The 23,549-nt window shown below is 72.6% G+C and carries 18 protein-coding genes and 2 pseudogenes; 13 read left to right on the top strand and 7 right to left on the bottom strand.

All coding sequences use genetic code 11. The annotated features are described in order from the left end of the window. Positions 1–196: 196 nt before the first annotated feature. On the bottom strand, positions 197–682 hold the full coding sequence (locus ACFVGS_RS36200; protein WP_384420430.1) for an SsgA family sporulation/cell division regulator: 486 nt from the start codon (positions 680–682) through the stop codon (positions 197–199). A gap of 133 nt (positions 683–815) precedes the next feature. Here ACFVGS_RS36200 and ACFVGS_RS36195 point away from each other — a divergent pair, with 133 nt between their 5' ends. After that, positions 816–3,221: a hypothetical protein gene (locus ACFVGS_RS36195; protein WP_385696620.1), complete on the top strand. Its 2,406-nt coding sequence runs from the start codon at positions 816–818 to the stop codon at positions 3,219–3,221. 143 nt (positions 3,222–3,364) lie between these two features. Here ACFVGS_RS36195 and treY read toward each other — a convergent pair whose 3' ends face one another. After that, positions 3,365–5,716, bottom strand: a complete 2,352-nt coding sequence (gene treY, locus ACFVGS_RS36190) for a malto-oligosyltrehalose synthase (RefSeq protein ID WP_384420427.1) — start codon at positions 5,714–5,716, stop codon at positions 3,365–3,367. A 90-nt stretch (positions 5,717–5,806) separates the two neighbouring features. On the opposite strand from treY, the gene ACFVGS_RS36185 reads away from it, so the two are divergent. Further along, the gene (locus ACFVGS_RS36185) at positions 5,807–7,087 is read left to right on the top strand and encodes an MFS transporter (protein WP_384420494.1); all 1,281 of its coding nucleotides are present in this window, start codon (positions 5,807–5,809) and stop codon (positions 7,085–7,087) included. On the opposite strand, the gene glgX is transcribed toward ACFVGS_RS36185, so the two are convergent. Beyond that, complete coding sequence (gene glgX, locus ACFVGS_RS36180; RefSeq protein WP_384420426.1) at positions 7,056–9,176, bottom strand: glycogen debranching protein GlgX; 2,121 nt, start codon at positions 9,174–9,176, stop codon at positions 7,056–7,058. The two genes, ACFVGS_RS36185 and glgX, sit on opposite strands and share 32 nt — an antisense overlap. A gap of 149 nt (positions 9,177–9,325) precedes the next feature. On the opposite strand from glgX, the gene ACFVGS_RS36175 reads away from it, so the two are divergent. The 4 genes from ACFVGS_RS36175 (at position 9,326) to ACFVGS_RS36160 (ending at position 13,757) form a co-directional block, all read left to right on the top strand. Beyond that, the gene (locus ACFVGS_RS36175; protein WP_384420424.1) at positions 9,326–10,177 is read left to right on the top strand and encodes a Tat pathway signal sequence domain protein; all 852 of its coding nucleotides are present in this window, start codon (positions 9,326–9,328) and stop codon (positions 10,175–10,177) included. 40 nt (positions 10,178–10,217) lie between these two features. Further along, a complete protein-coding gene (locus ACFVGS_RS36170; protein WP_384420422.1) occupies positions 10,218–11,516 on the top strand; it encodes a copper amine oxidase in 1,299 nt (432 codons plus the stop codon). 143 nt (positions 11,517–11,659) lie between these two features. Beyond that, positions 11,660–12,913, top strand: a complete 1,254-nt coding sequence (locus ACFVGS_RS36165) for an SAV2148 family HEPN domain-containing protein (RefSeq protein WP_384420420.1) — start codon at positions 11,660–11,662, stop codon at positions 12,911–12,913. 121 nt (positions 12,914–13,034) lie between these two features. Further along, positions 13,035–13,757, top strand: coding sequence for a 3'-5' exonuclease (locus ACFVGS_RS36160; protein WP_384420418.1), 723 nt, complete (start codon positions 13,035–13,037; stop codon positions 13,755–13,757). A 10-nt stretch (positions 13,758–13,767) separates the two neighbouring features. Here ACFVGS_RS36160 and ACFVGS_RS36155 read toward each other — a convergent pair whose 3' ends face one another. Next, a complete protein-coding gene (locus tag ACFVGS_RS36155; protein ID WP_384420416.1) occupies positions 13,768–14,598 on the bottom strand; it encodes an alpha/beta fold hydrolase in 831 nt (276 codons plus the stop codon). A gap of 69 nt (positions 14,599–14,667) precedes the next feature. Then, positions 14,668–15,525, bottom strand: a complete 858-nt coding sequence (locus ACFVGS_RS36150) for a phosphotransferase enzyme family protein (RefSeq protein WP_385696613.1) — start codon at positions 15,523–15,525, stop codon at positions 14,668–14,670. A gap of 139 nt (positions 15,526–15,664) precedes the next feature. Here ACFVGS_RS36150 and ACFVGS_RS36145 point away from each other — a divergent pair, with 139 nt between their 5' ends. The 7 genes and pseudogenes from ACFVGS_RS36145 (at position 15,665) to ACFVGS_RS36115 (ending at position 22,694) form a co-directional block, all read left to right on the top strand. Next, positions 15,665–16,591, top strand: a complete 927-nt coding sequence (locus ACFVGS_RS36145; protein ID WP_384420412.1) for a carbohydrate ABC transporter permease — start codon at positions 15,665–15,667, stop codon at positions 16,589–16,591. 11 nt (positions 16,592–16,602) lie between these two features. Next, the gene (locus tag ACFVGS_RS36140; protein WP_385696610.1) at positions 16,603–17,445 is read left to right on the top strand and encodes a carbohydrate ABC transporter permease; all 843 of its coding nucleotides are present in this window, start codon (positions 16,603–16,605) and stop codon (positions 17,443–17,445) included. Continuing rightward, positions 17,442–18,746, top strand: coding sequence for an ABC transporter substrate-binding protein (locus tag ACFVGS_RS36135; protein WP_385696608.1), 1,305 nt, complete (start codon positions 17,442–17,444; stop codon positions 18,744–18,746). The genes ACFVGS_RS36140 and ACFVGS_RS36135 overlap by 4 nt, the downstream gene beginning before the upstream one ends. 3 nt (positions 18,747–18,749) lie before the next feature. Continuing rightward, a pseudogene (gene mgt, locus ACFVGS_RS36130) lies at positions 18,750–19,989 on the top strand (macrolide-inactivating glycosyltransferase); the annotation flags it as partial. A 191-nt stretch (positions 19,990–20,180) separates the two neighbouring features. Then, positions 20,181–21,383, top strand: a complete 1,203-nt coding sequence (locus tag ACFVGS_RS36125) for a S8 family serine peptidase (protein WP_384420405.1) — start codon at positions 20,181–20,183, stop codon at positions 21,381–21,383. Positions 21,384–21,454: 71 nt separating this feature from the next. Next, on the top strand, positions 21,455–22,027 hold the full coding sequence (locus ACFVGS_RS36120) for a DUF1697 domain-containing protein (protein ID WP_385696605.1): 573 nt from the start codon (positions 21,455–21,457) through the stop codon (positions 22,025–22,027). Between the two features lie 43 nt (positions 22,028–22,070). Then, positions 22,071–22,694 carry a DsbA family protein gene (locus tag ACFVGS_RS36115; protein WP_385696603.1) on the top strand — a complete coding sequence of 208 codons (624 nt, stop codon included), beginning with the start codon at positions 22,071–22,073 and terminating at the stop codon, positions 22,692–22,694. Between the two features lie 14 nt (positions 22,695–22,708). On the opposite strand, the gene ACFVGS_RS36110 is transcribed toward ACFVGS_RS36115, so the two are convergent. Beyond that, positions 22,709–23,452 (bottom strand): sirohydrochlorin chelatase, encoded by a 744-nt coding sequence (locus tag ACFVGS_RS36110; protein ID WP_385696601.1) that lies wholly within the window; start codon positions 23,450–23,452, stop codon positions 22,709–22,711. 2 nt (positions 23,453–23,454) lie between these two features. Then, positions 23,455–23,549, bottom strand: a pseudogene (locus tag ACFVGS_RS36105) (ABC transporter permease); the annotation flags it as partial.

The raw sequence follows: 23,549 nt of genomic DNA, 5'->3' as shown, positions 1-23,549 counted from the left end.
GGGTCTCCCCAGGCCCGCCAGGGCCGAGGGGAAGCATCGCAAGGCGCCGGAGCGTCGCGATAGCGGAGCTATCGGGGCGTTTCGGCAACGCGGCGGGGTGCCGTGCCAGGCGTCGCGGACCCGGCCAAGATCCGAAAGAAACGGCCTAGGGACCGACCCCAGCCCCTACGCCCCCCAGCCCCTACGTCCGTAGCCCCTACGCCCCCTCCGCCCGGCCCGGCGCCACGCCCGGCCCTATGTGGACCGCCTCCGTCGCCCAGTCGATGCGCGACGACTCCGTCCCCGCCGGGACCGCCTCGAAGGTCGTCGACAGCCAGGCGCGGAACGCCGAGCGGTCGACGTCGACGAGGACCGGAATTCCCGTGCCGCCGAGGCGGATCCGCAGCCGGCCGTTCCGGCCGCCCTGCCGCAGCGGCCACAGCTGGACGTCGCCCTCGCCGCACGGCGTACGGGTGCCGCGGTGCAGCAGCTCGCGGGACAGGGTCCAGTCGACCGCGTGGTCGGACCGGCCGAACGTGACCAGGACCGCCCACGGGTCGCCGGGATCGTAGGAGAACTCCACCTCGATCGGGAACTCCAGGTCGGCATGCACCCTGCGGCCCGTCGTCCGCCACGGGGCGACCGTGGGATCGGTCGCGGACCCGGCCCGCCCGTCCTCGCTCCGGCGTCGCGGCTCGGACATGTCGCTCTCCTCTCGTCGACTGCGCTGTGTGCCTCCTGTGCGCGTAACCGCTGTCGCCCAACCCATGCGCGTCCGGCCGAAGCCGGGCGAAATCCGTGTGCGCCGCGTCGCCGGCCCCTGGGAGCATGCGCGTATGGTCCACACTCTCGAACGCCTGGTCGTACGCCACACCCTCCGCGTCCCCGCACCGCCCGCCGCCGCAGGCGGAACGGGAGGCCAAGGTGCCGCGGCCGCACGACAGTTCGACGTGGCCCTGATGTCCGTCGGGTTCAAGCTCTCGGCCGAACTGTTCACCGCGCTCTCCTCGTACGACGAGAAGACCGTCGCCGCACTCGCCGCCCGCACCCTGGACACCGTCCGCGAACTCGTCGGCGACCACGTCCGCCACAACACGTACTTCGTCGACTTCCCCGCCAACGTGCCCGACACCGCCGCCTTCTGGGCCGAGTGCCTCGTCAAGGCACTCGCGGACGAGGCGGCGCGTCCCGCGGTGCTCGCGCGCCTCGGCGACGGCGTCCTCGACCTGCTCACCCTGCCCGCGTACGGCCGCTACCAGCACTCCTACGAGGAGCTGCTCGCCGCGCACGACGAGCTGATCGCCTCGGTCGGCGACCGCACCACGCTGCTGCACCTCGGCGGCCCCCTGGACGACGAGGTCACCGCCCTCTACCTGGCCCTGGCCGGCAGCCGCACCCCGCTCGGCGAGGAGCACCTGGCCGACCTCGGCGTGCTCGCCGGGCACCGCGCCGACGGCCCGCAGCCCGAGAGCATCCCGGTCCGGGAGAACCGCGCCGTGATCAACCGGGCCCGCCTCCGGGCCGGCGCCGGGCTCCTGCTCGACACCGTCACCGACGTCCTGCGCCTCGCCTGCGCCCTCTCGGACGGCGACGTCAGCCTGCGCGATTCCACCCGGTTCCGCGCGCCGTCCCGGCCGCACCGCCGTGCCCTGCTCGCCGCCCTCGACGCGGTCGTCGCCGACAGCCCGGCCAAGCTCGCCGACGTGTCCCGGCACCGGGAGGCCTGGAAGCGGCTCGGCGAGCGGCTGCACCCGCACGAGTACCCGCAGTGGCCGCACGCGGCCGAGGTGTTCGCCGTCGCCCGCGGCGAGCGGAAGGCGCCGTCGCTCGCCCGGCGCGTGGAGGAGCTGCTCGGCGACGGCGACGTCTCCGGGGCGGCCGATCTGCTGGCCGGCGCCGCGCCCGGCGCGCTGTTCCGCTCCCTGGACCGGCTGCTGCGCACGGCCAAGGAGGGCGAGGAGGCCGAGGCCGTCCTCGCCGCCGCCGAGCGGGCCGCGCCCCGCGTCTCCGGCCGCGTCGTGCTCTCCCTGCGGGAGCACTTCCAGAACCGTACGGAGGGCAACCAGACGGAGCAGGGCCGCACGGAGCAGGGCCGCACGGATCAGGGCCGCACGGATCAGGACCGCACGGAGCATGGCCGCACGGATCAGGCCCGCACGGAGCAGGGCCGCACGGAGCAGGGCCGCACGGATCAGGACCGCACGGAGCATGGCCGCACGGATCAGGGTACGGAGCAGGCCCGTACGGATCAGCCTCGTACCGGCCGGGGTGAACCGCGCCGCGTGTTCGTGAACCGTAGCGGCGGTGCGTGGGTCACCGAGGACGTCCGGGGGCCGTTGCCGTCCGCCGTCCGCGAGCGGCTCGTCGCGCTGCTCGACGCCGAGACCCGGCGCAGGCTCACCGTTCCCGAGCGGCTGCTCGTCGACCCTGCCGTCCTGGACGTGGCGCTGCCGCTGAGCGGCCGGGCCGCCTCGGCCGGTCTCGGCGTCCTGCCGCGCGGCTCCGTCTCGCCGGTCGAGGGCGAACTGCTGCGCTTCTTCACGTACTGGAAGGAGCGGCGCGAGACCACGGACCACGATCTGTCCGCGCTCGTCATGGACGCCGACTACGACGCCGTCACCTGGCTGTCGTACACGTCGCTCGCCGACGTCGAGGGCAGTCACTCCGGCGACGTCGTCGAAGCGCCCGACGGGGCCTCCGAGTTCATCGACCTGCGGCTCGGCGCGGTGCGCGGCGACTTCATCGTGCCGCAGGTGCACGTCTACAGCGGAGAGAACTTCGACTCGGTCGAGGAGTCGTTCTTCGGCTTCATGCTGCGCGAGGCCGACCAGGGCGGCCGGCCCTTCGAGCCGCGCACCGTGCGCATGAAGTCCGATCTGCGCGGGCCCGGCCGGGTCGCCCTGCCGCTCGCGTTCCAGCGCGACGACGAGGGCCGCTGGCACGCCCGCTGGCTGCACCTGTACCTCAGGGGCGAGCCGGCGGAGAACCGGGTCGAGGACAACCTCGTGACCTTCGCGGTCCTGGTCCGCGGCCTGGTCGAGCGCACGCCGCTGACCGTCCGGCACCTCACGGAGCTGATGGCGCGGGCCGGGGCGCGCACCGAGCCGTGGGACGGCCGGACGCCGCCGGAGGAGCCGGTCACCGGGCCGGTCACCTTCATCGGTCTGGAGCGGCCGGAGGGGCTGCCCGCCGGCTCGCGGGTGATCACGCCGGAAAATCTGCGCGACCTGATCCCGGCCTGAGTGTTAGGTTCTTCCCGGGGCGAGGCCATGAACGGGCTTCCTTCTCACACGAATTACTATCGTCTCTAGTCCGTTCGCCTTCCTCGCCCCACTCTCTCTTTCCCTGAGCGGCTTCGAGCGACTTCGGCCGCTTCCGGGGGCCTTCAGGCCCTCGCCAGCAGGGCCACCGGCCGCGCCTCGAAGAGCTCGGCCAGCTTCACCGGTGTGTCCGCGCCGCCGGTGAACTCCCGTACCCCGTCCAGGACGTCGAGCCAGCGGCCGTCCGGCAGCGCGAGCGCCGTGTCCTGCCAGCCGCCCGCCTCCGCGAGGCGCAGGGGCAGCCGGGTCACCGCCGTCAGGACCCGGTCCGCGCGGCGGAAGGCAAGGCAGTGCGGGGCGGACGGGCCGGCCGCCGCGAGCGGGTGGTAGCCGCCGCCGGGGCCGAACGCGTCCGGGTACTCGCGGCGCAGCCGCAGCGCGGCCCGTACCAGAGCGGTCTTGTCGTCGTCCGGGCCCGGCGCGAACGGCGCTCGGTTGTCCGGGTCCACGAGGGCGCGGTACTCCCGCTCGGTGTTCTGGTACAGCTCGGGCACGCCCGGCATGGTCAACTGGACCAGCGCGGCGCCGAGGACGTGGGCGCGGATGTGCGGCTCCAGGGCGAAGGCCGACTCGGAGGCGGTGCGCAGCGGGATCCGGCCCGGGCCCGCCGCCACGAACTCGGTCACGGCCCGCTCGTAGGCCGGGTCCGGCTCGGTCCAGGATGTGTGCAGCCCCGCCTCCCGCACGGACTTGAGGACGGCGGGGCCGAGCCGGTCCGGGTCCGGCGCGCCGAAGCCGAAGGCGGTCTGCCAGGCCGTCCACGCCAGGTGCGGATCGGGCGCGGGGACTCCGGCGACCTCCTCCAGGAGCTCCGCCCAGCGCCGTGGGCACTGGGACAGGACGGCGATCCCGGCCCGTACGTCGGCGCTGCGCTTGGTGTCGTGCGTGGTGAGGACGGTGCCGGTGGCGGGCCAGTCGCGGGCGATCCGGGCGCAGAACGCGTGGAACTCGTCGGGTGTGACCGCGGGCCGGCCCGGATCGCCGCCGACCTCGTTCGCCGAGAGCAGCGGGGTGTAGCGGTAGAAGGCCGTGTCCTCCACGGACTTGGCGCGCAGCGCCGACGAGGTCTGCGCGAACCGGGCCCGGAACGCGCGGTGTTCGGGGCCGTCGCCGAGTGCGCCGAGGGCCAGGTCGCGGACCACGTCGACCGCCGTCGCCTCCTCCGGAACGGCGAACGCCGCCTTCGCGCCGCGCGCCGCCTCGGGAGTGAGGACCTGCTCGCCGCCGGTGCGGTAGGTCCGGTAGACCGGGACGCGGACGAGGAGTTCGCGGACGGCGGTGTGCAGCGCCCAGGGCGCGTGGTCGCGCAGCCCCGGGTCGGCGGCGCAGATGCGCTCGGCGAGCCGGGTCAGCGCGGCCGTCTCGGCGGCCAGTTCGTGGGTGACCACCTTGTACGCGGCGCGGCGCGCGGTCGCCTCCCAGTAGCCGCCCCTGTCGCCGGCCCGACCGGCGAACTCGCGGTACACATCGGCGAGTTCGTCGGCTCCCAGCGCGTCGGTGAAGAGCCCGTCGACGTAGCGGAGCGCGTCGTAGCCGGTGGTGCCGGCCACGGGCCACGAGGCGGGCAGCGGTTCGGTGCCGGTGAGGATCTTCTCCACCACGGTCCAGCACCGCCCGCCGGTGGCCTCGTCGAGCCGCTCCAGATAGCCCTCCGGGTCGGCGAGCCCGTCCGGGTGGTCGATTCGCAGCCCGTCGACGACGCCGTCCGCCACCAGTTCGACGATCTTCGCGTGGGTCGCGGCGAACACCTCCGGGTCCTCGACCCGCACACCGATCAGGTCCGAAATGGTGAAGAAGCGGCGGTAGTTGAGCTCGGTGCGGGCCAGGCGCCACCAGGCGAGCCGGTACCACTGGGCGTCCAGGAGCTCGTCCGGCGGAAGGTCCTCGGTGCCCGCGCGCAGCGGGAACTCCTGCCCGTCGAGGACGAGCACGCCGTCCGCGACCCGCATCCGGTCCCGTACCTCGGAGAGCCGGGCGGGCAGCACCGGCAGCAGCATCCGTCCGTCGCCCGCCGCCCAGTCGATGTCGAACCAGCGGGCGTACGGCGAGCCGGGGCCCTCGCGCAGCACCTCGCGCAGCGCGTGGTTGTGCCGGGGCGAGGCCGCCATGTGGTTGGGCACCAGGTCGAGGACGAGCCCGAGGCCGTGCGCCCGGGCCGTCGCCGCGAGGGCCCGCAGACCCTCCTCGCCGCCGAGTTCGGCCCGGACGAAGCGGTGGTCGGTCACGTCGTAGCCGTGGGTGGAGCCGGGCACCGCTTCGAGCACCGGCGACAGATGGAGGTGCGAGACGCCGAGTGCGGCCAGGTGGGGTACGGCCCGCTCGGCGGCGGCGAACGGGAACTCCGGCTGGAGCTGGAGCCGGTAGGTCGCGGAGGGCAGTGCGCGTTCCGAGGACGAGCCCGGTGAGAAGGACGTCATGCGAACGTACGTACCCCGCGCGGAGGCTTCTGTGTCATCGCCTCATGCGCCCGTTCGTGTGCATCGCGTTACGTTCGCGTGATGCTCCGGATGTATCGCGACACCCTGTCGCTGCTCGGCCCGGTCCTGCCCGCCGTGTCCTTCCTCGGGCGGCTGCCGACCGCCATGTGCCAGCTCGGCAGCCTTCTGCTGGTCGCCGAGACCAGCGGCTCGCTCGCCACCGCGGGCCTGGTCGGCGGGGCCCTCGCCGCCGGGCAGACGGTCGCCGGACCGCTCGTCGGGCGGCTCGCGGACCGGCACGGCCAGCGGCCGGTGGTCCTCGCGGCCTCGCTCGCCAACGCCGTAGCCGTCACCGCCCTGGTGCTCGCCGCGCTGGGCCACGCCGCCACGGCCCTGGTGGTGCCGCTCGGCGCGCTCGCCGGCGCGACGGTGCCGCAGGTCGGGCCGCTCGCCAGGACCCGCTCGGTGACGCTGGCCCGGCGGGCGGGTGCCGACGACCGCACGGTGGCGACCGTGCTCTCCTTCGAGGGCACCCTCGACGAGGTCTCCTTCGTGCTCGGCCCCGCCCTGGTCGGCCTCGCCGCCTCCGTCGCCCACCCGGCCGCGGCCCTGCTGACGGCCGCCGCGCTCCTCGCGAGCTGCGGCACCGCGTTCGCGCTGCACCCGAGCGCCCGCTCGACGGCAGCGCCGAAGGCCACCCGTTCGAGTGCCGCCGAACGGACGCGTCTGCCCGCCGCCACTCGGGTGGCGCCCGCCGGCCCGGGCCGGGATCGCCCCGGAGGCGCCACCTACGCCCTGCGCGGCACGATGGTGCTCCAGGGCGCCATGTTCGGTGCCTCGCAGGCCGGGATCACCGCCCTCACCGGGGCCCTCGGCGTGCCCGACCAGGCCGGGCTCGTGTACGCCGCGATGGGCGTGACCAGCGCCGCCGCGGGCTTCGCGATGGCCGCCGTGCCCGCCCGGATCGGGCTCACGACCCGCTGGCGCGCGGCCACCGCCCTGCTCGTGGTGCTCGCCGCGCCGCTGGTTCTCGTCGACACCCTCGGCGGGCTGTACGTGGGCGTCGTCGTCCTCGGCGTCGCCTACGCCCCGCACCTCATCACCGTGTTCGGCCTCACCGAGCGGACCGCGCCGCCCGCCCGGCTCGCCGAGTGCATGGCCTTCCTCACCAGCGGCATCGTCGGCGGTCAGGCCCTCGCGCTGGCCGTCTCGGGCCGGCTCGCCGAGACGCACGGCGCCCCGGCCGCCTTCGGAGTGGCGGCCGGGGCGGCCGTGGCGTGCGCGGTGCTCTCCTGGGTGGTGCGCTTCCCCCGTACCCGGGAGGCGCGGACGGCCGAGGTCAGGCCGGCCGTCGAAGCACCGTCAGCGTGAGCGGGGCGAGCGTCACCCGTTCGCCGGCCGCCACCCGAGGGCCCTCCTCGGGCGGCATGCCCTCCGGATGGGAGGTGTCGACCACGACCTTCCAGCACTCGCCGTGGCTGTCCGGCACCTCGAACTCCAGCTCCTGCGACGAGGCGTTGAACATCAGCAGGAAGGAGTCGTCGGAGATCCGCTCGCCCTGCGGGCCCGGCTCGGAGATCGCGTTGCCGTTGAGGAAGACGGTCAGCGCCCGGGCGTGCGCCGCCTGCCAGTCCCGGGCCGTCATCTCCTCGCCCTGCGGGGTGAACCAGGCGATGTCCGTCAGCTCGTCGTGGGTGCCCTCCACCGGACGGCCGTGGAAGAAGCGGCGGCGGCGGAAGACCGGGTGGTCCCGGCGCAGCCGTACCATCGCCCGGGTGAACTCCAGGAGCGTCGCCTCCGGTTCGCTCCCCGGCTTCGGCCAGCGCACCCAGGAGATCTCGCTGTCCTGGCAGTAGGCGTTGTTGTTGCCGCCCTGGGTGCGGCCGAACTCGTCGCCGTGGCTGAGCATCGGCACGCCCTGCGACAGCATCAGCGTGGCCAGGAAGTTGCGCATCTGGCGGGCGCGCAGCTCGCGGATGCCGATGTCGTCGGTGTCGCCCTCGGCGCCGCAGTTCCAGGACCGGTTGTAGCTCTCGCCGTCCCGGTTGCCCTCGCCGTTGGCCTCGTTGTGCTTCTCGTTGTACGAGACGAGGTCGCGCAGCGTGAAGCCGTCGTGGCAGGTGACGAAGTTGACCGAGGCCAGCGGGCGCCGCCCGTCGTCCTGGTACAGGTCGGACGATCCGGTGAGCCGGGAGGCGAACTCGGCGAGGGTGCGCGGCTCGCCGCGCCACAGGTCCCGCACGCAGTCCCGGTACTTGCCGTTCCACTCGGCCCACTGCGGCGGGAAGTTGCCCACCTGGTAGCCGCCCTCGCCCAGGTCCCACGGCTCGGCGATCAGCTTCACCTGGCTGACCACCGGGTCCTGCTGCACCAGGTCGAAGAACGAGGACAGCCGGTCCACCTCGTGGAACTGGCGGGCCAGGGTGGCCGCCAGGTCGAAGCGGAAGCCGTCCACGTGCATCTCCGTCACCCAGTACCGCAGACTGTCCATGATCAGCTGCAGCACGTGCGGGGACCGCATGAGCAGCGAGTTCCCGGTGCCGGTGGTGTCCATGTAGTACCGGGGGTCGTTGCCGAGCCGGTAGTACGAGGGGTTGTCCAGGCCGCGGAAGGACAGCGTGGGGCCCAGGTGGTTGCCCTCGGCGGTGTGGTTGTAGACCACGTCGAGGATCACCTCGATGCCGGCCTGGTGCAGGGCCCGCACCGCCGACTTGAACTCCAGGACCTGCTGGCCCCGGTCGCCCCACGAGGCGTAGGCGTTGTGCGGGGCGAAGAAGCCGATGGTGTTGTAGCCCCAGTAGTTCGACAGGCCCGCGTCGGCCAGCCGGTGGTCGTTGACGAACTGGTGGACCGGCATCAACTCCAGGGCCGTGACACCCAGTTCCTTCAGATGTCCGATGACCGCGGGGTGCGCGAGGCCCGCGTAGGTGCCGCGCAGCTCCTCCGGCAGGTCCGGATGGAGCATCGTCAGGCCCTTCACGTGGGCCTCGTAGATCACCGTGTGGTGGTACTCGGTGCGCGGGCGGCGGTCGTCGCCCCAGTCGAAGTACGGGTTGACCACGACCGAGGTCATGGTGTGCGGGGCGGAGTCGAGGTCGTTGCGGGCGTCGGGCCGTCCGAACGGATAGCCGTACACCGCCTCTCCCCACGACACCTCGCCCGCAATCGCACGTGCGTACGGGTCGAGGAGCAGCTTCGCGGGGTTGCAGCGCTGCCCGTGCTCCGGCGCGTACGGCCCGTGCACCCGGAATCCGTACCGCTGGCCGGGCATCACGCCCGGCAGATAGGCATGCCGCACGAACGCGTCGGTCTCGCGCAGCTCGACGGCCGTCTCCGTGCCGTCGTCGTCGAGCAGACACAGCTCGATCCGGTGGGCGGCCTCCGAGAAGACCGCGAAATTGGTACCGGCACCGTCGTAGGTGGCGCCCAGGGGGTACGCCTGTCCCGGCCAGACCTGCATAGGCGAAACTCTTCCACTTCTGATCCGGCGGCAAGGGTGGTGACTCGGCCAGATCCTGCCCGAAACAGGGGCAACCTCCTAGGACTTCGACCCGTCCTACCGGGTGACCACACCTCATAGGGGGAAAAATTGAGGAATTGGGGGGAAGTGTGTACGAAATAGTGCGCCGCCACCTGGGCAAGGTGGTGGCCGGCGCCGCCATGGCGGTGACCGGCACGGCGGTCGCCGTCGCCGTCGCCCTGCCGGGCAGCGCCGGAGCCGACGAAGCCCCGTCCGGCGGCTCCGCCGCCCCGGGCTCGACCGCGTCCGGAACGTCCGGCACGCCGGGCACGCCGGGGGCGAAGGAGGGCGACGGCCCGGCGCCCGGGCCCGCGACCCTGGCCTCTCCGCCGCCCGAGGGCGCGAAGGGCGTGGGCACCGATCCGCTCACCGACGACGAGCTGAAGCGGGCCGAGGTCCTGGCGCTGACCCCGCCGGCCGCCGCCCCACGGACCGACGCGCAGAGGAACGCCGAGGGTGGCCGGGGACCGCAGCACCTCGCGACGGAACTCGCCGACCCGGCGCCCGGCGAGGAGACCGGCGGCCCGCGCCGCGCCCTGGTCCGCTTCTACGACTACGGCCGCGACGAGCTCATCACCCGCACCGTCAACCTCGACACCGGCAAGGTCGAGCAGTCCGGCGCCCAGCGCGGCGTGCAGCCCTCGGCCCACCCCGAGGAGCTCCGCGCCGCCCTGCGGCTGATCCTGGACAGCCCGCTCGGCAAGGGCGTCAAGGAGGACTACAAGGACGCCACAGGCAAGGAGCTCACCTCCACCGACCAGCTCTGGTTCAACGGCGACGTCTACCGCACCTACCGCGAGAAGGACGTGCCGCAGCAGCTGTCGAAGTGCGGTGAGCACCGCTGCGTCCGGCTCGTCACCAAGGTGCTGAACGGTGCCTGGATCGACACCCGCGGCCTGATCGTCGACCTCAGCGCCAGGACCGTCACCCGCGTCGGCTGACCACCGACGCGTTCCACACGTACCGAGGGAGTACGCATCCATGTCCTCTTCGCGACTTCGGCACGCCCGCAACGCGGGTGCCGTCCTCGCCGCCGGCGCCCTGCTCGGCACCGTCGCCACCACCACCGGCGCCACCACGGCCGCCGCAGCGCCCGCCGCACCGGCGCCCGCCGACTGTTCCGCCGCCTACCGCGTCGAGCAGAAGCTCGACGGCGGAACCGTGTGGCGCATGTGCTGGCGCTACTCGACCGACTCCGGGCTGATCCTGGACAAGGTCACCTACCAGCCGCCCGGCGAGCGGGCCCCGATCCGGGTCCTGAACAGCGCCAAGCTCGCCCAGATCCACGTGCCGTACGACGACGGCAACGCCGAGTACGACGATCTCACCGGCGCCGGATTCGGCATGGGCCTGCAGAACCTCAAGCCCGGCGAGTGCCCCGGCGGCACCATCACCACCGTGAAGGTCCCCGACGTCGGCAGGATCAACGGCCTGTGCACCACCACCCGGGCCCGCGGGCACGCCTACCGGATGGCCGCCGACACCGGCAGCAAGGTCTGGCAGGCCCAGGGCAAGGACCTGCTCGTGTACACCGTCAACAAGGTCGGCTGGTACGAGTACATCAGCGAGTGGCGGTTCTCCTCCGACGGCACCATCGGGATGAACGTCGGCGCCACCGGCAGCCTCTCGCCCGTCGACTACAACGCCACCGACGGCCGCGGCTGGCCCATCGGCAAGGGCGCCCGCGACTACGCCACCAGTCACGCGCACAACGTCTTCTGGAAGCTGGACTTCGGTCTCGACGGCAGCAACAAGGGCCGCATCGAACAGTTCGACTCCAAGGTCACGCCGCCCGCGCGGGACGGCAGCCCGACCGTGAAGACCACCCGGACCGTCGTCACCAAGGAACTCGCCGGGGACGCCAGGAACATGCGCTGGTGGCGGGTGGTCAGCGAGACCGGCAAGAACAAGGACGGCCACGCGCGCTCCTACGAGATCGTGCCGGGCCACACCAACACCTACGCCGGACGTCCCTACACCAAGCACGACGTCTACTTCACCCAGGCCCGCGCCTGCGAGCAGTTCGCCAGCAACAACATCCTTGACTGCGGCCGCAACGCGCCGACCAGCGTGGACAAGTGGGTGAACGGCGAGACCCTGAAGAATCCGGCGGTGTGGGTCAACATCGGGTTCCACCACGTCGCCCGTGACGAGGACCAGCAGCCGATGCCGGTGCACTGGCAGGGATTCCAGCTCGCGCCCAGGGACGTAACCGCTATGAATCCGCTCACTCCGGCCGATCTCGCCAACCAGAACGGCGCCCCGAATCTGGGTAGTTGAGCAACAGGCCGGGCGATCCTGCTGCATCGCCTCCCGCTGCCGGAGTACCCTTCCTTGATCGTTGCCGATCATTGTCAGATGGTAGTTCCCGCCGGTGTCCCAGTCGGCGGAACGGGTGTCCGGGAGCAGAAGGCGGTGCGCGGGTGAGCTCGGGAGGTCTGGAGCTGCCCCCAGGCGAGGCGGGTCACGACGGGGGACCGGCCGAGCCCGCGGAGGCGCCGCCCGGCGCGGTCTCCGTCGCCCGGCCCGTCGAGATCGGCGCCGAACTCGAGTGGGGTGCGGAGGCGTGGAGCGAGGTGCGGACCCGGGCCCAGCGGGCCGGCCGCGCCTACATCTGGCTGAATCTCGTCGAACAGCGGCTGCGGGCCGTCGTCGCCGCCGTGCTGCGCCCGGTGTACGAGCCGGTGCACGGCGAGGAGTGGGTGGTGGCGGCGGCCGGGCCCGCCGGACAGGAGTGGGTCCAGCGGGCGGTGGCCGTCCGTGAGGTCTCGCGCCGCAAGGGCTATCTGCTCGACCCGGCCGACGACAACGTGCTCAGCTTCCTCACCCTCCCGCAGCTGCGGGAGCTGATGGTGCAGCACTGGCCGTGCTTCGAGCCGTACTTCGACGACCGGCGCGAGGTGGAACTCGCCCTGGACGAGCTGGAGGTGACGCGCAACGTCGTCTCCCGCAACCGGGCCCTCTCGCTGACCGTGCTCGCCCAGTCCGAGCGGGCCTCCGCCCGGCTCCTGGAGATCCTCGGGAGCGGGGCCGGGGTGCCCTCGGCCGACCGGCTGCCGGTCGACGCGGTCGAGGACCTGGTCGGCGACCGGTACGCGGACGTGGTCTCCGTCCACCCCGACCGGGTCAGGCTCCAGCGGCAGCTGCCCGCCGAAGACCTGTTCGGCGGGGCCCGCCGGCTCGACGCCACCGGCATAGGCCTGAACCTGCTGGTCCAGAACTTCTCCGGGCGGCGCATGGTGCGGCTCGCCGAGTCGGGCTGCCGGATACGGCTGCTCTTCCTCAACCCGGCGAGCAGCGCCGTCAAGCGGCGCGAACGGGAGCTCGGCCTGAAGAAGGGCGAGCTCAGCCGCTCGGTCGAGATGAACATCCTGCACATGCGCCGGGTCCGCTCCAAGCTGCGCGACCCGGGCGCCTTCCAGATCCACGTCTTCGACGAGACGCCGCGCTTCACCGCCTATCTCGTGGACGGCGACGGCCCCGACGGGGTCGCCGTCGTCCAGCCGTACCTGCGCAAGGCCCGCGGCATGGAGGCCCCGGTGCTCGTGCTGCGCGGCGGCGGACGGAACGTGGTGCGGGCCGGACAGGGCTACGACGGCAGCGGCGAACACGGACTTTTCGCGACATACCGGGAGGAATTCGAGTCGGTGTGGCTCGACTCCCGACCGGTCTCCTGACTCTTTCCGGCCGCTCGCGAGACGCCCTTGGGACACCCCGCGGACGCCCTCGCGACCGGATTGTCAGTGCGGCGTGCGAGGGTGTGCACACCAACGGGGGAGATCACGTAAGGAGGACCCGATGGCTTGGTACGGGGAAGAGCTGGCCGGCTTCGACCTGGAGACGACCGGTACGGACCCGCTGGAGGCCCGCATCGTCACGGCCTCCGTCGTCGGCGTCCACGGCGGCGAGGTGGTGCGCCAGCAGGACTGGCTCGCCGACCCGGGCATCCGCATCCCGGCGCAGGCGTCCGCGATCCACGGCATCAGCAGCGAGCGCGCCGCCGCCGAGGGACGCCCGGTGCGCGAGGTGGCCGACGAGATCGCCGACACCCTGACCGGCTACTGGTCGCGGGGCGTCCCGGTCGTCGCGTACAACGCCTCCTTCGACCTCAGCCTGCTCTCGGCAGAGCTGCGGCGGCACGGACTGCCCTCGCTCGGCGAGCGGCTCGGCGGCGCGCCGACCGGCCCGGTCCTCGACCCGTACACCATCGACCGCGCCGTCGACCGCTACCGGCGCGGCAAGCGCACCCTGGAAGCGGTCTGCGCCGAGTACGGGGTCGTGCTCACCAGCGCCCACCAGGCGTCCGCCGACGCGCTGGCCGCGGTCCGGGTCGCCGTCGCGATAGCCGAGCGGCACGCCCCCGTCGCCGCGCTCGACCCGGCCGCGCTGCACGAGCGTCAGATCGTCTGGTACCGGGAGTGGGCCGAGGACTTCCAGTCCTTCCTGCGCCGCAAGGGCGAGACGGACGCGGTCGTCGACCCGACGTGGCCGCTGCGGGAGCCGGCACCGGTCGCCGGCTGAGGGACCGTCCCTAGCCGTTCGCCCCGAGGAAGTCGAGCAGCAGCTCGTTGACCTTCTCCGGCCGGTCCAGCTGGAGCCAGTGGCCCGCGTCCTCGACGCGCTCGTAGCGCCAGGAACCGGCGACGTGCCTGCCGGTGTCCGCCATCGACTGCTCGGTGAGGAAGCGGTCCCCGGTGGACCAGACGCCCATCACCGGGACCTGCGCGGGCAGCGGCGACACCGGAAGGACCGGTGCGAACTGCACCTCCGCCGGCAGGCCCGAGCGGTAGATGTTGAGCGCCGCGGTCAGCCCGCCCGGCTCCTTCAGCGGCTTCAGGACCGCCTCGCGGTCGGGGTGCTCGGCCAGCATCTCGTGCAGGTTGGCGTGGTCGTCATGCGACAGCCAGTTCTCGGCCACCTCCGGAAGCTGGAACAGCAGCATGTACCAGGACCGCTGCTTCTGCTCCCAGCCCGCGTCGCGGACCGCGCCGATGTGCCCGACGGACAGGATGCTCAGGCTGCGCACCCGGTCCGGCAGCGCCTGGGTGAAGCCCTGGACGATGCCGGAGCCCCAGTCGTGGCCCACCAGATGGACCCGGTCGATCTCCAGCCGGTCGAGCAGCTGCACCATGTCGCCCACGTGCTTCGCCGGGTGGTACGCCTCCGGTCCGCCCTCCGGCCGGTCCGAGCCGCCGAAACCGCGCAGGGTCGGCGCGACCGTGCGGTACCCGGCCGCGTTCAGGGCCGGGATCTGATGGCGCCACAGGTCGTGCGAGTCCGGGAAGCCGTGCACGAGCAGCACGGTCGGGCCCTCGCCGCCGACCTCGACGTCCAGCGTGACGTCCGACAGTTCCATCCGCATCCCAACACCCCGTTCGTTACCGGTCGGTTCGACGGGCCCATGATGTCAGGTCCCGGTGACGGGCGGCTGTCAGAAGGAGTACCAGCGGACCTCGGTATCGCCGTCCCGCAGCGACGCCACCCGCCGCTCGAACTCGGCCAGTGCCTTCGGGTTCGACGGCGCGTGCTGGGCCACCCAGGCGCAGCTCGCGGTCTCCCGTGCCCCGCGCAGCACCGCGCACCCCTCCCATGCGCGCACGTCCCAGCCGTACGCCCCGGTGAAGGCGTCGTAGGCGGCCGGGTCGAGGCCGTAGCGGTCCCGGGAGAGGGCGAGGACCACCAGGTCGTGCTCGCGCAGGTCGGAGGAGAAGGTCTCCAGGTCCACCAGGACCGGCCCCTCGGGGCCCACGTGGACGTTGCGCGGGAGTGCGTCGCCGTGGATCGGTCCCGGCGTGAGGTGCGGGGTGAGCGCGGCGGCAGCCGGCGCGAAGGAGTCGCGCCGCTCGCGCAGGAACGCGGCGTCGGCCGGGTCGATCGCGTCGCCCGCGAGCCGCAGCCAGCGCTCGACCCCGCCGAGCAGGTCCCGCCGCGGCAGGGCGAGGTCCTCCGGCTCCGGCAGGGCGTGCACCGCCTTCAGGAGCGGGGCGAGATCGCGCGGCTCGGCGGGCCGGACCGCCGCGGGCAGCCGGTGCCACACGGTGACCGGGTGCCCCTCGGCCACCAGCGGCTTGGGCTCCGCGGCCCGTACCGCCGGGACGCCGCTCGCCTCGAGCCAGCCGGCCAGGGCCAGCTCCCGCTCGGCGCGCGCCAGCAGCTCGGGGTCGCGGCCGACCTTGACCACCAGGTCGCCGACGGCGAAGACCGCGTTCTCGCCGAAGGCGAGCAGCGTCGCGTCCCCGGCCCGCAGTCCCGCCGCGGCCAGGATCTCCCGTGCCCGCGCCTCGTCCATCGTTGTCTCCCCACGGCAGTGCGATTTCGCCAAAGTCTCGCATCCGTGCTGGTCACCTTGACGAACCGACGGCCCGTCAGGACGATGACCGAGTCCCAGGCAAGGTGGCAAACCGGGCACAGGGGGAGCATTGGCGAGTGTGGTGACCGCGCCGAAGCGGTCCGCGGACCGCACCACTCCCGGCCGGGCCCGCGGCGGCCCCGGCCGCGACCACGGCGCCTGGTTCCTGGTCCTGCCCGCCCTGCTCCCGATCCTGCTGCTCAGCGTCGGCCCGCTGCTCTACGGCATCGCGCTCGCCTTCACCGACGCCCAGTCCGGCCGCACCCAGGCCACCGGCTGGATCGGCACCCTCAACTTCCAGGACCTCCTCCACGACACCCTCTTCTGGGAATCCTTCCGCATCGGCCTGCTGTGGGCGGTCGGCGTCACCGTCCCGCAGTTCCTGCTCGCCCTCGGCCTCGCGCTGCTGCTGAACCAGGACCTGCGGCTGCGCTGGCTCGCCCGTGCGCTGGCGATCGTCCCCTGGGCGATGCCCGAGGTCGTCGTCGGCATCATGTGGCGGCTGGTCTACAACCCGGACGCGGGCGTCCTCAACGAGACCCTGAGCGACCTCGGCCTCGGCGACGGACGGGCCTGGCTCAGCGGCCTCGGCACCGCGCTGCCCGCCGTGATCGTCGTCGGCGTCTGGGCCGGCATGCCCCAGACGACGGTGGCGCTGCTCGCCGGCATCCAGAACACGCCGCGCGAGCTCCACGAGGCGGCCGCACTCGACGGCGCGGGCGCCTGGCGCCGCTTCCGCACCGTCACCTGGCCGGCCCTCAGACCCGTCGCCCTCGCCATCACCGCCCTCAACTTCATCTGGAACCTCAACTCCTTCGCCCTGGTCTACGTGCTGACCAACGGCGGACCCGGCGGCCGCACCCGGCTGCCCATGCTCTTCGCCTACGAGGAGGCCTTCCGTTACGGGCAGTTCGGCTACGCCGCCGCCATGGGCTGCGTGCTCGTCGCCGTCGTCTCCGTCCTCCTCGCCCTGTATCTCGTCGGCCGTCTGAAGGAGGAACGGTGAGGGAGCGCCCGGTGAGTGTCCTCCGCAGCCGCGGGCCCGCCCGCGCGGGCCAGTACGCGGCGCTCCTCGCGTATCTGGTCTTCCTCGCCTTCCCGTTCCTGTGGCTGGTCTCCACCGCCTTCAAGCCGGCCACGGAACTGGGCTCCCTGCATCCCACCTGGATCCCGGAGGACCCCACCCTCGACAACTTCCGGCAGGCCTTCGACGAACAGCCGCTGCTCAGGGCCGCCGGGAACAGCCTCCTCGCGGCGCTCGCCGCCGCCCTCGTCGCGGTGGCCGTGGCCACGCCCCTGGCCTACGTCCTCGCCCGGCACCGGTCCAGGCTCACCGCCGCAGCCACCGGCTGGGTCGTGGTCAGCCAGGCCTTCCCGTTCGTCCTCCTGATCATCCCGCTGTTCCTGGTCCTCAAGAACCTCCACCTGGTCAACAGCCTGCCGGGCCTGGTCCTGGTGTACGTGGTGTGGTCGCTGCCCTTCGCGCTGTGGATGCTGACCGGATACGTACGGGCCGTGCCGGTCGAGCTGGAGGAGGCCGCCGCCGTCGACGGCGCCGGACGGCTGCGCACCCTCGTCTCGGTCACCGCCCCGCTGCTCGCACCGGGGCTCGTCGCCACCGCGCTGTTCGCCTTCGTCACCGCGTGGAACGAGTTCTTCTTCGCCCTCGTCCTGCTCAAGACTCCCGAGAAACAGACCCTGCCCGTGGTCCTCACCCATTTCCTCGGCGCGGAGGGCGTGGCCGACCTCGGACCGCTCGCCGCCGCGGCCTTCCTCGCCACCCTGCCCTCCCTCCTCGTGTTCGCCGTCATCCAGCGGCGGATCACCGGCGGCATGCTGGCCGGCGCGGTGAAGTCATGAGGCGGGCCCGGCGGTTCGCGGCGGCGGTCGCCGCCCTCGCCCTGCTCCTCACGGGGGCGGGGTGCACGGCGGACGACGGTCCCGACGACGGGGTGATCCGCCTGCGCTTCCAGTCGCTCGCCTGGCAGAAGGAGTCCGTCGACGCCAACAGGGAACTGGTGCGCGAGTGGAACGCGACCCACCCCGGCATCCAGGTCGACTACGTCCAGGGCAGCTGGGACTCCGTCCACGACCAGCTGCTCACCTCCTTCGAGGGCGGCGAGGCCCCCGACATCGTCCACGACGCCTCCGACGACCTCGCCGACTTCGCCTACGGCGGCTACCTCGCCGATCTGCGCCCCCTGCTGCCCGCGCGGCTGCGCGCCGGCATCCCCGAGCACAGCTGGCGCAGCACCACCTTCGGCGACGGCGTCTACGGGGTGCCCTTCCTCCAGGAACCGCGGATGATCATGGCGAACCGGAAGCTGCTCGCCGAGGCCGGCGTCCGTGTCCCGACCGCCGAACGGCCGTGGAGCTGGGCGGAGTTCCGGGCCGTGGCCCGGGACCTGGCGGCGCGGATGGGCGAGGGCCGGTACGCGGTCGCCTGGCCGCTCAAGGAGCCGGTCTCCGTCTCGCTCAACCTGAGCCTCTCGGCCGGCGGCCGGCTCTTCCACCGCGCGCCCGACGGCAAGGTCGCCCTGCGCTTCGAGGACGGCGACGCGGTCGTGCCCGGCACCGTACGGGCCATGATCGACACCGACCGGACCGCCTCCCGGGCCACCCTCGGCAGCGGCGGCTCCGACACGCTGCCCGGCTTCTTCGGCGGGAAGTACGCCATGGTGCCGCTGGGCTTCTCGTACCGGCAGCAGATCGTCCAGCAGGCGCCCGAGGGCTTCGACTGGATCGTGCTGCCGGCGCCCGCCGGGGCGGGCGGGCTCGCGCAGGGTGTCAGCCCGCAGACGCTCTCCATCGCCGAGGACAGCCCGCACAAGAAGGAGGCCGCCGCCTTCCTGGACTTCTTCCTCCGGCCCCGCAACCAGGTCCGGCTCGCCCTCGGCGACTGGATGCTGCCCACCTCCACCGCCGCGCTCGCCGATCCCGCCCTGCACACCGAGGAGTTCGGCTGGGCCACCGGCGCCGCGGTCGCGCGCGAGCTGCGGCCCGCTCCCGCGCAGGCGGTGCGCGGCTACCCCGAGTGGAAGGACAAGGTCGCCACGCCCGCCTTCCAGGAGTACTACAGCGGCGCGATCGACGCCGCCGAGCTGAGACGACGCCTGGTGGAGGACGGAAACCGGGTGCTCGCCCGCTACCAGCGGGACTGAAATGAAGTAGACGAGACGTTTCGTCTCGCATACGGTGGGGTTCATGACCACGACCCCGCACGCCCACATCGCCATGTTCTCCATCGCCGCCCACGGCCATGTGAACCCCAGCCTGGACGTCATCCGCGAACTCGTGGACCGGGGCCACCGCGTGAGCTACGCGATCCCCGCCGCCTTCGCCGAGAAGGTCGCCGCCACCGGCGCCACTCCCGTCCTCTACGAGTCGGTGCTCCCCACCGACGACGACCCCGACGCCTGGGGCACCGAACTCATCGACAACCTGGAGCCGTTCCTCGCGGACGCCGTGCAGGCCCTGCCGCAGCTCGCCGCCGCCTTCGAGGGCGACCGCCCCGACCTCGTCCTGCACGACATCACCTCGTACCCCGCCCGTGTCCTCGCCCACACCTGGGGCGTCCCCGCCGTCTCGCTCTGGCCGAATCTCGTTCCCTGGGAGGGATACGAGGAGGAGGTCGCCGAGCCGATGTACGCGGAGCTCAAGGCCTCGCCCCGCGGCAAGGCCTACTACGCGCGCTTCGAGGAGTGGCTCGGGGCCCACGGCGTCGACGTCCACCCCGACCCCTTCGTCGGACGGCCGCGCCGCGGCATCGTGCTCATCCCGCGGGCGCTCCAGCCGCACGCCGACCGCGTCGACGAGTCCGTCTTCACCTTCGTCGGCCAGTGCCGGAGCGAGGAGACGGGACCGGGGGAGTGGCGGCGGCCCGCGACGGCCGACAAGGTGCTCCTGGTCTCGCTCGGCTCGTCCTTCACCAAGCAGCCGGCCTTCTACCGGGACTGCGTCGAGGCCTTCGGCGGACTCGACGGCTGGCACGTGGTGCTGCAGATCGGGAAGTTCGTCGACCCCGCCGAGCTGGGCGAGGTCCCGGACAACGTCGAGGTGTACCCGTGGGTGCCGCAGCCGGCGATCCTCCGCGAGGCCGACGCCTTCGTCACCCACGCGGGCGCGGGCGGCAGCCAGGAGGGCCTCGCCACCGCGACGCCGATGGTCGCCGTGCCGCAGGCCGTCGACCAGTTCGGCAACGCCGACATGCTCCAGTCGCTCGGCGTCGCCCGCCACCTGCCGATGGACGAGGTGACTCCCGAGCGGCTGCGCGAGGCTGTACTCGCGCTCGTCGCCGACCCCGAAGTCGCCCGCAGGGCACGGGAGATCAAGGACCAGATGGCGCGGGAGGGCGGCACGCGGCGGGCCGCGGATCTGATCGAGGCGGAGCTGCCGCACATCTAAGTAGCCTGTGGCAAGGGGCGAGTTGAGGAGACTCGCCCCTTTTCTCTTTAAGAAAGCTTGTTGAAAAAGTCACAGGTGTGTGAAGGCCTTGATTTGCACTCGTCAATGCGAAAGGGTTTCGAACGAGCGACCGGAAAGTTTGCGTCCGGTGGCCCAACCCCCCACAAATCCTGACGAGGAGACCCCTCTTCATGGCCATACACAAGCGTGTCCGTCGGACCCGTTACATCGCCGTCACGACCGCGATCGCCGCGGCCGCCGGAGTCACCGTCCTTACCGGCCAGTTCGCCGGCGCGGCCCCCGCGCCCGCCGAAGGCACGGTCTACGGGCTCGGAGTCGAAGGCGCCGTCGCCGGCAGCTACGTCGTGCTGCTCGACGAGCAGGCGAACAAGGCCGACCTGGCGAAGGAGTACGGCGGCACCCTGCGCCGCAGCTACGACTCCGCCGTCAACGGCTTCTCCGTCAACAACCTCACCGAGACCGAGGCCAAGCGCCTCGCTGCCGACCCGGCGGTCGCCAAGGTCGTCCAGAACCGCCGCTTCACCATCAACGCCACCCAGGAGAACCCGCCTTCGTGGGGTCTCGACCGGGTCGACCAGACCGACACGGCCGGCGACTCCACGTACACCTACCCCGACAGCGGGGGCGAGGGCGTCACCGCGTACGTCATCGACACCGGAGTCCGCATCACCCACAAGGACTTCGGCGGCCGTGCCTCGTACGGCTTCGACGCCGTCGACAACGACGACACCGCCCAGGACGGCAACGGCCACGGCACCCACGTGGCCGGCACCATCGCCGGCACGGACCACGGCGTCGCCAAGAAGGCGAAGATCGTCGCCGTCCGCGTCCTCGACGACAACGGCTCCGGCACCACCGAGCAGGTCGTCGCGGGCATCGACTGGGTCACCCAGAACCACCAGGGCCCGTCCGTCGCCAACATGAGCCTCGGCGGCGGCGCCGACCCGGCTCTCGACGACGCGGTCAAGAAGGCCATCGCCTCCGGCGTGACCTTCGGCGTCGCGGCCGGCAACGAGTCCTCCGATGCCGGCCAGGGCTCGCCGTCCCGGGTCACCGAGGCGATCACCGTCGCCTCCTCGACCAAGGACGACGAGCAGTCCAGCTTCTCCAACTTCGGCTCGGTCGTGGACCTCTACGCCCCGGGCTCGGAGATCACCTCCGCCTGGAACGACAGCGACACCGGTACGAAGACCATCTCCGGCACGTCGATGGCCACCCCGCACGTGGTCGGCGCCGCCGCCGTCTACCTCGCGGGCCACACCGACGCGACGCCGGACCAGGTCGCCCAGGCGCTGATCGACGGCGCCACGCCCGACAAGATCTCCAACCCGTCGGCGGGCACCGCCAACAAGCTCCTGAAGATCGTCGAGTAACGGCGCGAACCCCGGACGGCGACCGCCGTGCCCTCCCCCACGGGGCACGGCGGTCGCCCTATGGTGTGACCATGACGACGACGTACGCCCTGCTGCTCCGCGGCATCAACGTCGGGGGACACCGCAAGGTCCCCATGGCGGAACTCCGAGCCGTCCTCGAAGGCCTCGGATACCAGCACGTGAAGACCTACCTGCAGAGCGGCAACGCCGTCTTCGCCGTCCCCGGCGCCGCACGCTCCGACGAGGCCGTCAGGCAGGCCGTCGAAGCGGCGATCCAGAAGCACTTCGGCTTCACCGTCGACTGTCTCGTCCGCGACCACGACTACCTCGCCGCCGTCGAGCGGGACTGCCCCTTCCCCGCCGCCGAGCTGGAGGGCAGGCAGCTCCACGCCTACTACCTCTCCGGCCCCGTCGACGAGAAGCGCTTCGCCGGACTCGACCAGGAGGCCTTCCGCCCCGAGGCCTTCGCGCTCGGCGACCGCGTCCTCTACCTCTACGCCCCCGACGGCCTCGGCCGCTCCAAGCTTGCCGAGGCACTGTCCAGGCCCGCCCTCTTGAAGGGCGTCACCGCCACCGCACGCAACTGGAACACCGTCCGCAAGCTCGTCGAACTGACCGAAGTGGCCCAGTCCGACGCATCGTGAATGGCCCGCCCCGACGGGCCACCCCGGGTCTAGAGTTCCGGCCATGACGACCGAGACGACGCCCGTGACCACCGTGGACTTCTACTTCGACCCCGCCTGCCCCTTCGCCTGGATCACCTCCCGCTGGATGCTCGAGGTCGAACGGCACCGCGAGATCGACCTGCGCTTCCGGGTGATGAGCCTCTACTTCCACAACGAGGGCAACGAACTGCCCGACTGGTACCGGATCCTCGTCGACGACTCCATAGGCCCGGTCCGGGTCGCCGCCGCGGCCGCCGAGCAGCACGGCGAGGAGATCCTGCGCCCGCTCTACACCGCGTACGGCACCCGCATCCACGAGCAGAAGAACAAGGACTTCGACGCCGTGATCGCCGAGTCCCTCGCCGAACTCGGCCTCCCCGCCGAACTCGCCGCGGCGGCCCACGACCCCGCGTACGACGAGACCGTCCGCCGCAGCCACGACGCCGGCAAGGACCCCGAAGCCGAGGCCTACGTGGGCACGCCGACGATCCACGTCGACGGCACCGCCTGGTTCGGCCCGGTACTGCGCGCCATCCCGCGCGGCGAGCGCGCCGCCGAACTCTTCGACAGCTTCCGCGTCCTGGCCGCCCACCCCGACCTCTTCGAGATCAAGCGCACCCGCACGGGCGGCCTCGACTTCGGCTGAAGCCCGGACAGGCCCTAACCCGCGACGGCCACCCGCTCCGGAGCCAGGGTCGCTTCCTCGTACCGCTCCACGAGCAGCCGGGCCAGTTCGGGGGCCGGGCCCAGGACGTCCGCAAGGAGGTCGGCTTCCGCCGCGCCCGTCGCGATGCGGTCCGGGAGGCGGCCCGGGGCGATGACGTACGGGGCGACGGCCACCCGGCGGACGCCCGGGTCGGCGCGGAGCGCCCGTACCGCCTCGTCCGTGCGGGGAAGAGATGCGGAGGCGAACGCAGGCCGCACGGAGCACCAACCGGTGTTCCGCAGCTCCCGCGCCGTTTCTGCGATCACTGCGATCGCCTCCGGGTCGGTGGAGCCCGCCGAGGCCAGGACGACCCCGGTCGTGCTCTTGTCGCCGGGCGTCAGCCCGGCCTCGTACAGGCGCCGTTCCACCGCCGCGATCAGCAGCGGGGACGGGCCCAGGACCTCCGCCTGCCGGATCCGCAGCGAGGCCGGGGCCTGGCGCAGTACGGCGGGGATGTCGGCCTTCGCGTGGAAGGCGCGGGTGAGGAGGAGCGGCAGGGCCACCACCTCCCGCACCCCGTCGGCGGCGAGCCGGTCGAGCACCCCCGTCACGGACGGCAGGTTGAAGTCCAGGAACGCCGTCTCCACCCGCAGCCCCGGGCGCAGCGCGGCGGCCCGGGCCACCAGGGCCTGGACGGTCGCCGCGTGCCGTGGGTCACGGCTGCCGTGGGCGATGACGAGGAGAGTCGGGGAGCTCATGGTCAGGCCTTCACCAGCAGGCCGCGGCGGCGCAGGACGGTGCGTTCGAGGGGGCTGAAGACGAGGAGGTCGATGGCGACGCCGACGAGGAGGATGA

Source organism: Streptomyces sp. NPDC127114, assembly GCF_042677525.1.
In the GTDB taxonomy this organism is placed as follows: domain Bacteria; phylum Actinomycetota; class Actinomycetes; order Streptomycetales; family Streptomycetaceae; genus Streptomyces.
The sequence above is the reverse complement of the archived record's forward strand: the minus strand, read 5'-3'. Positions and strand labels throughout refer to the sequence as shown.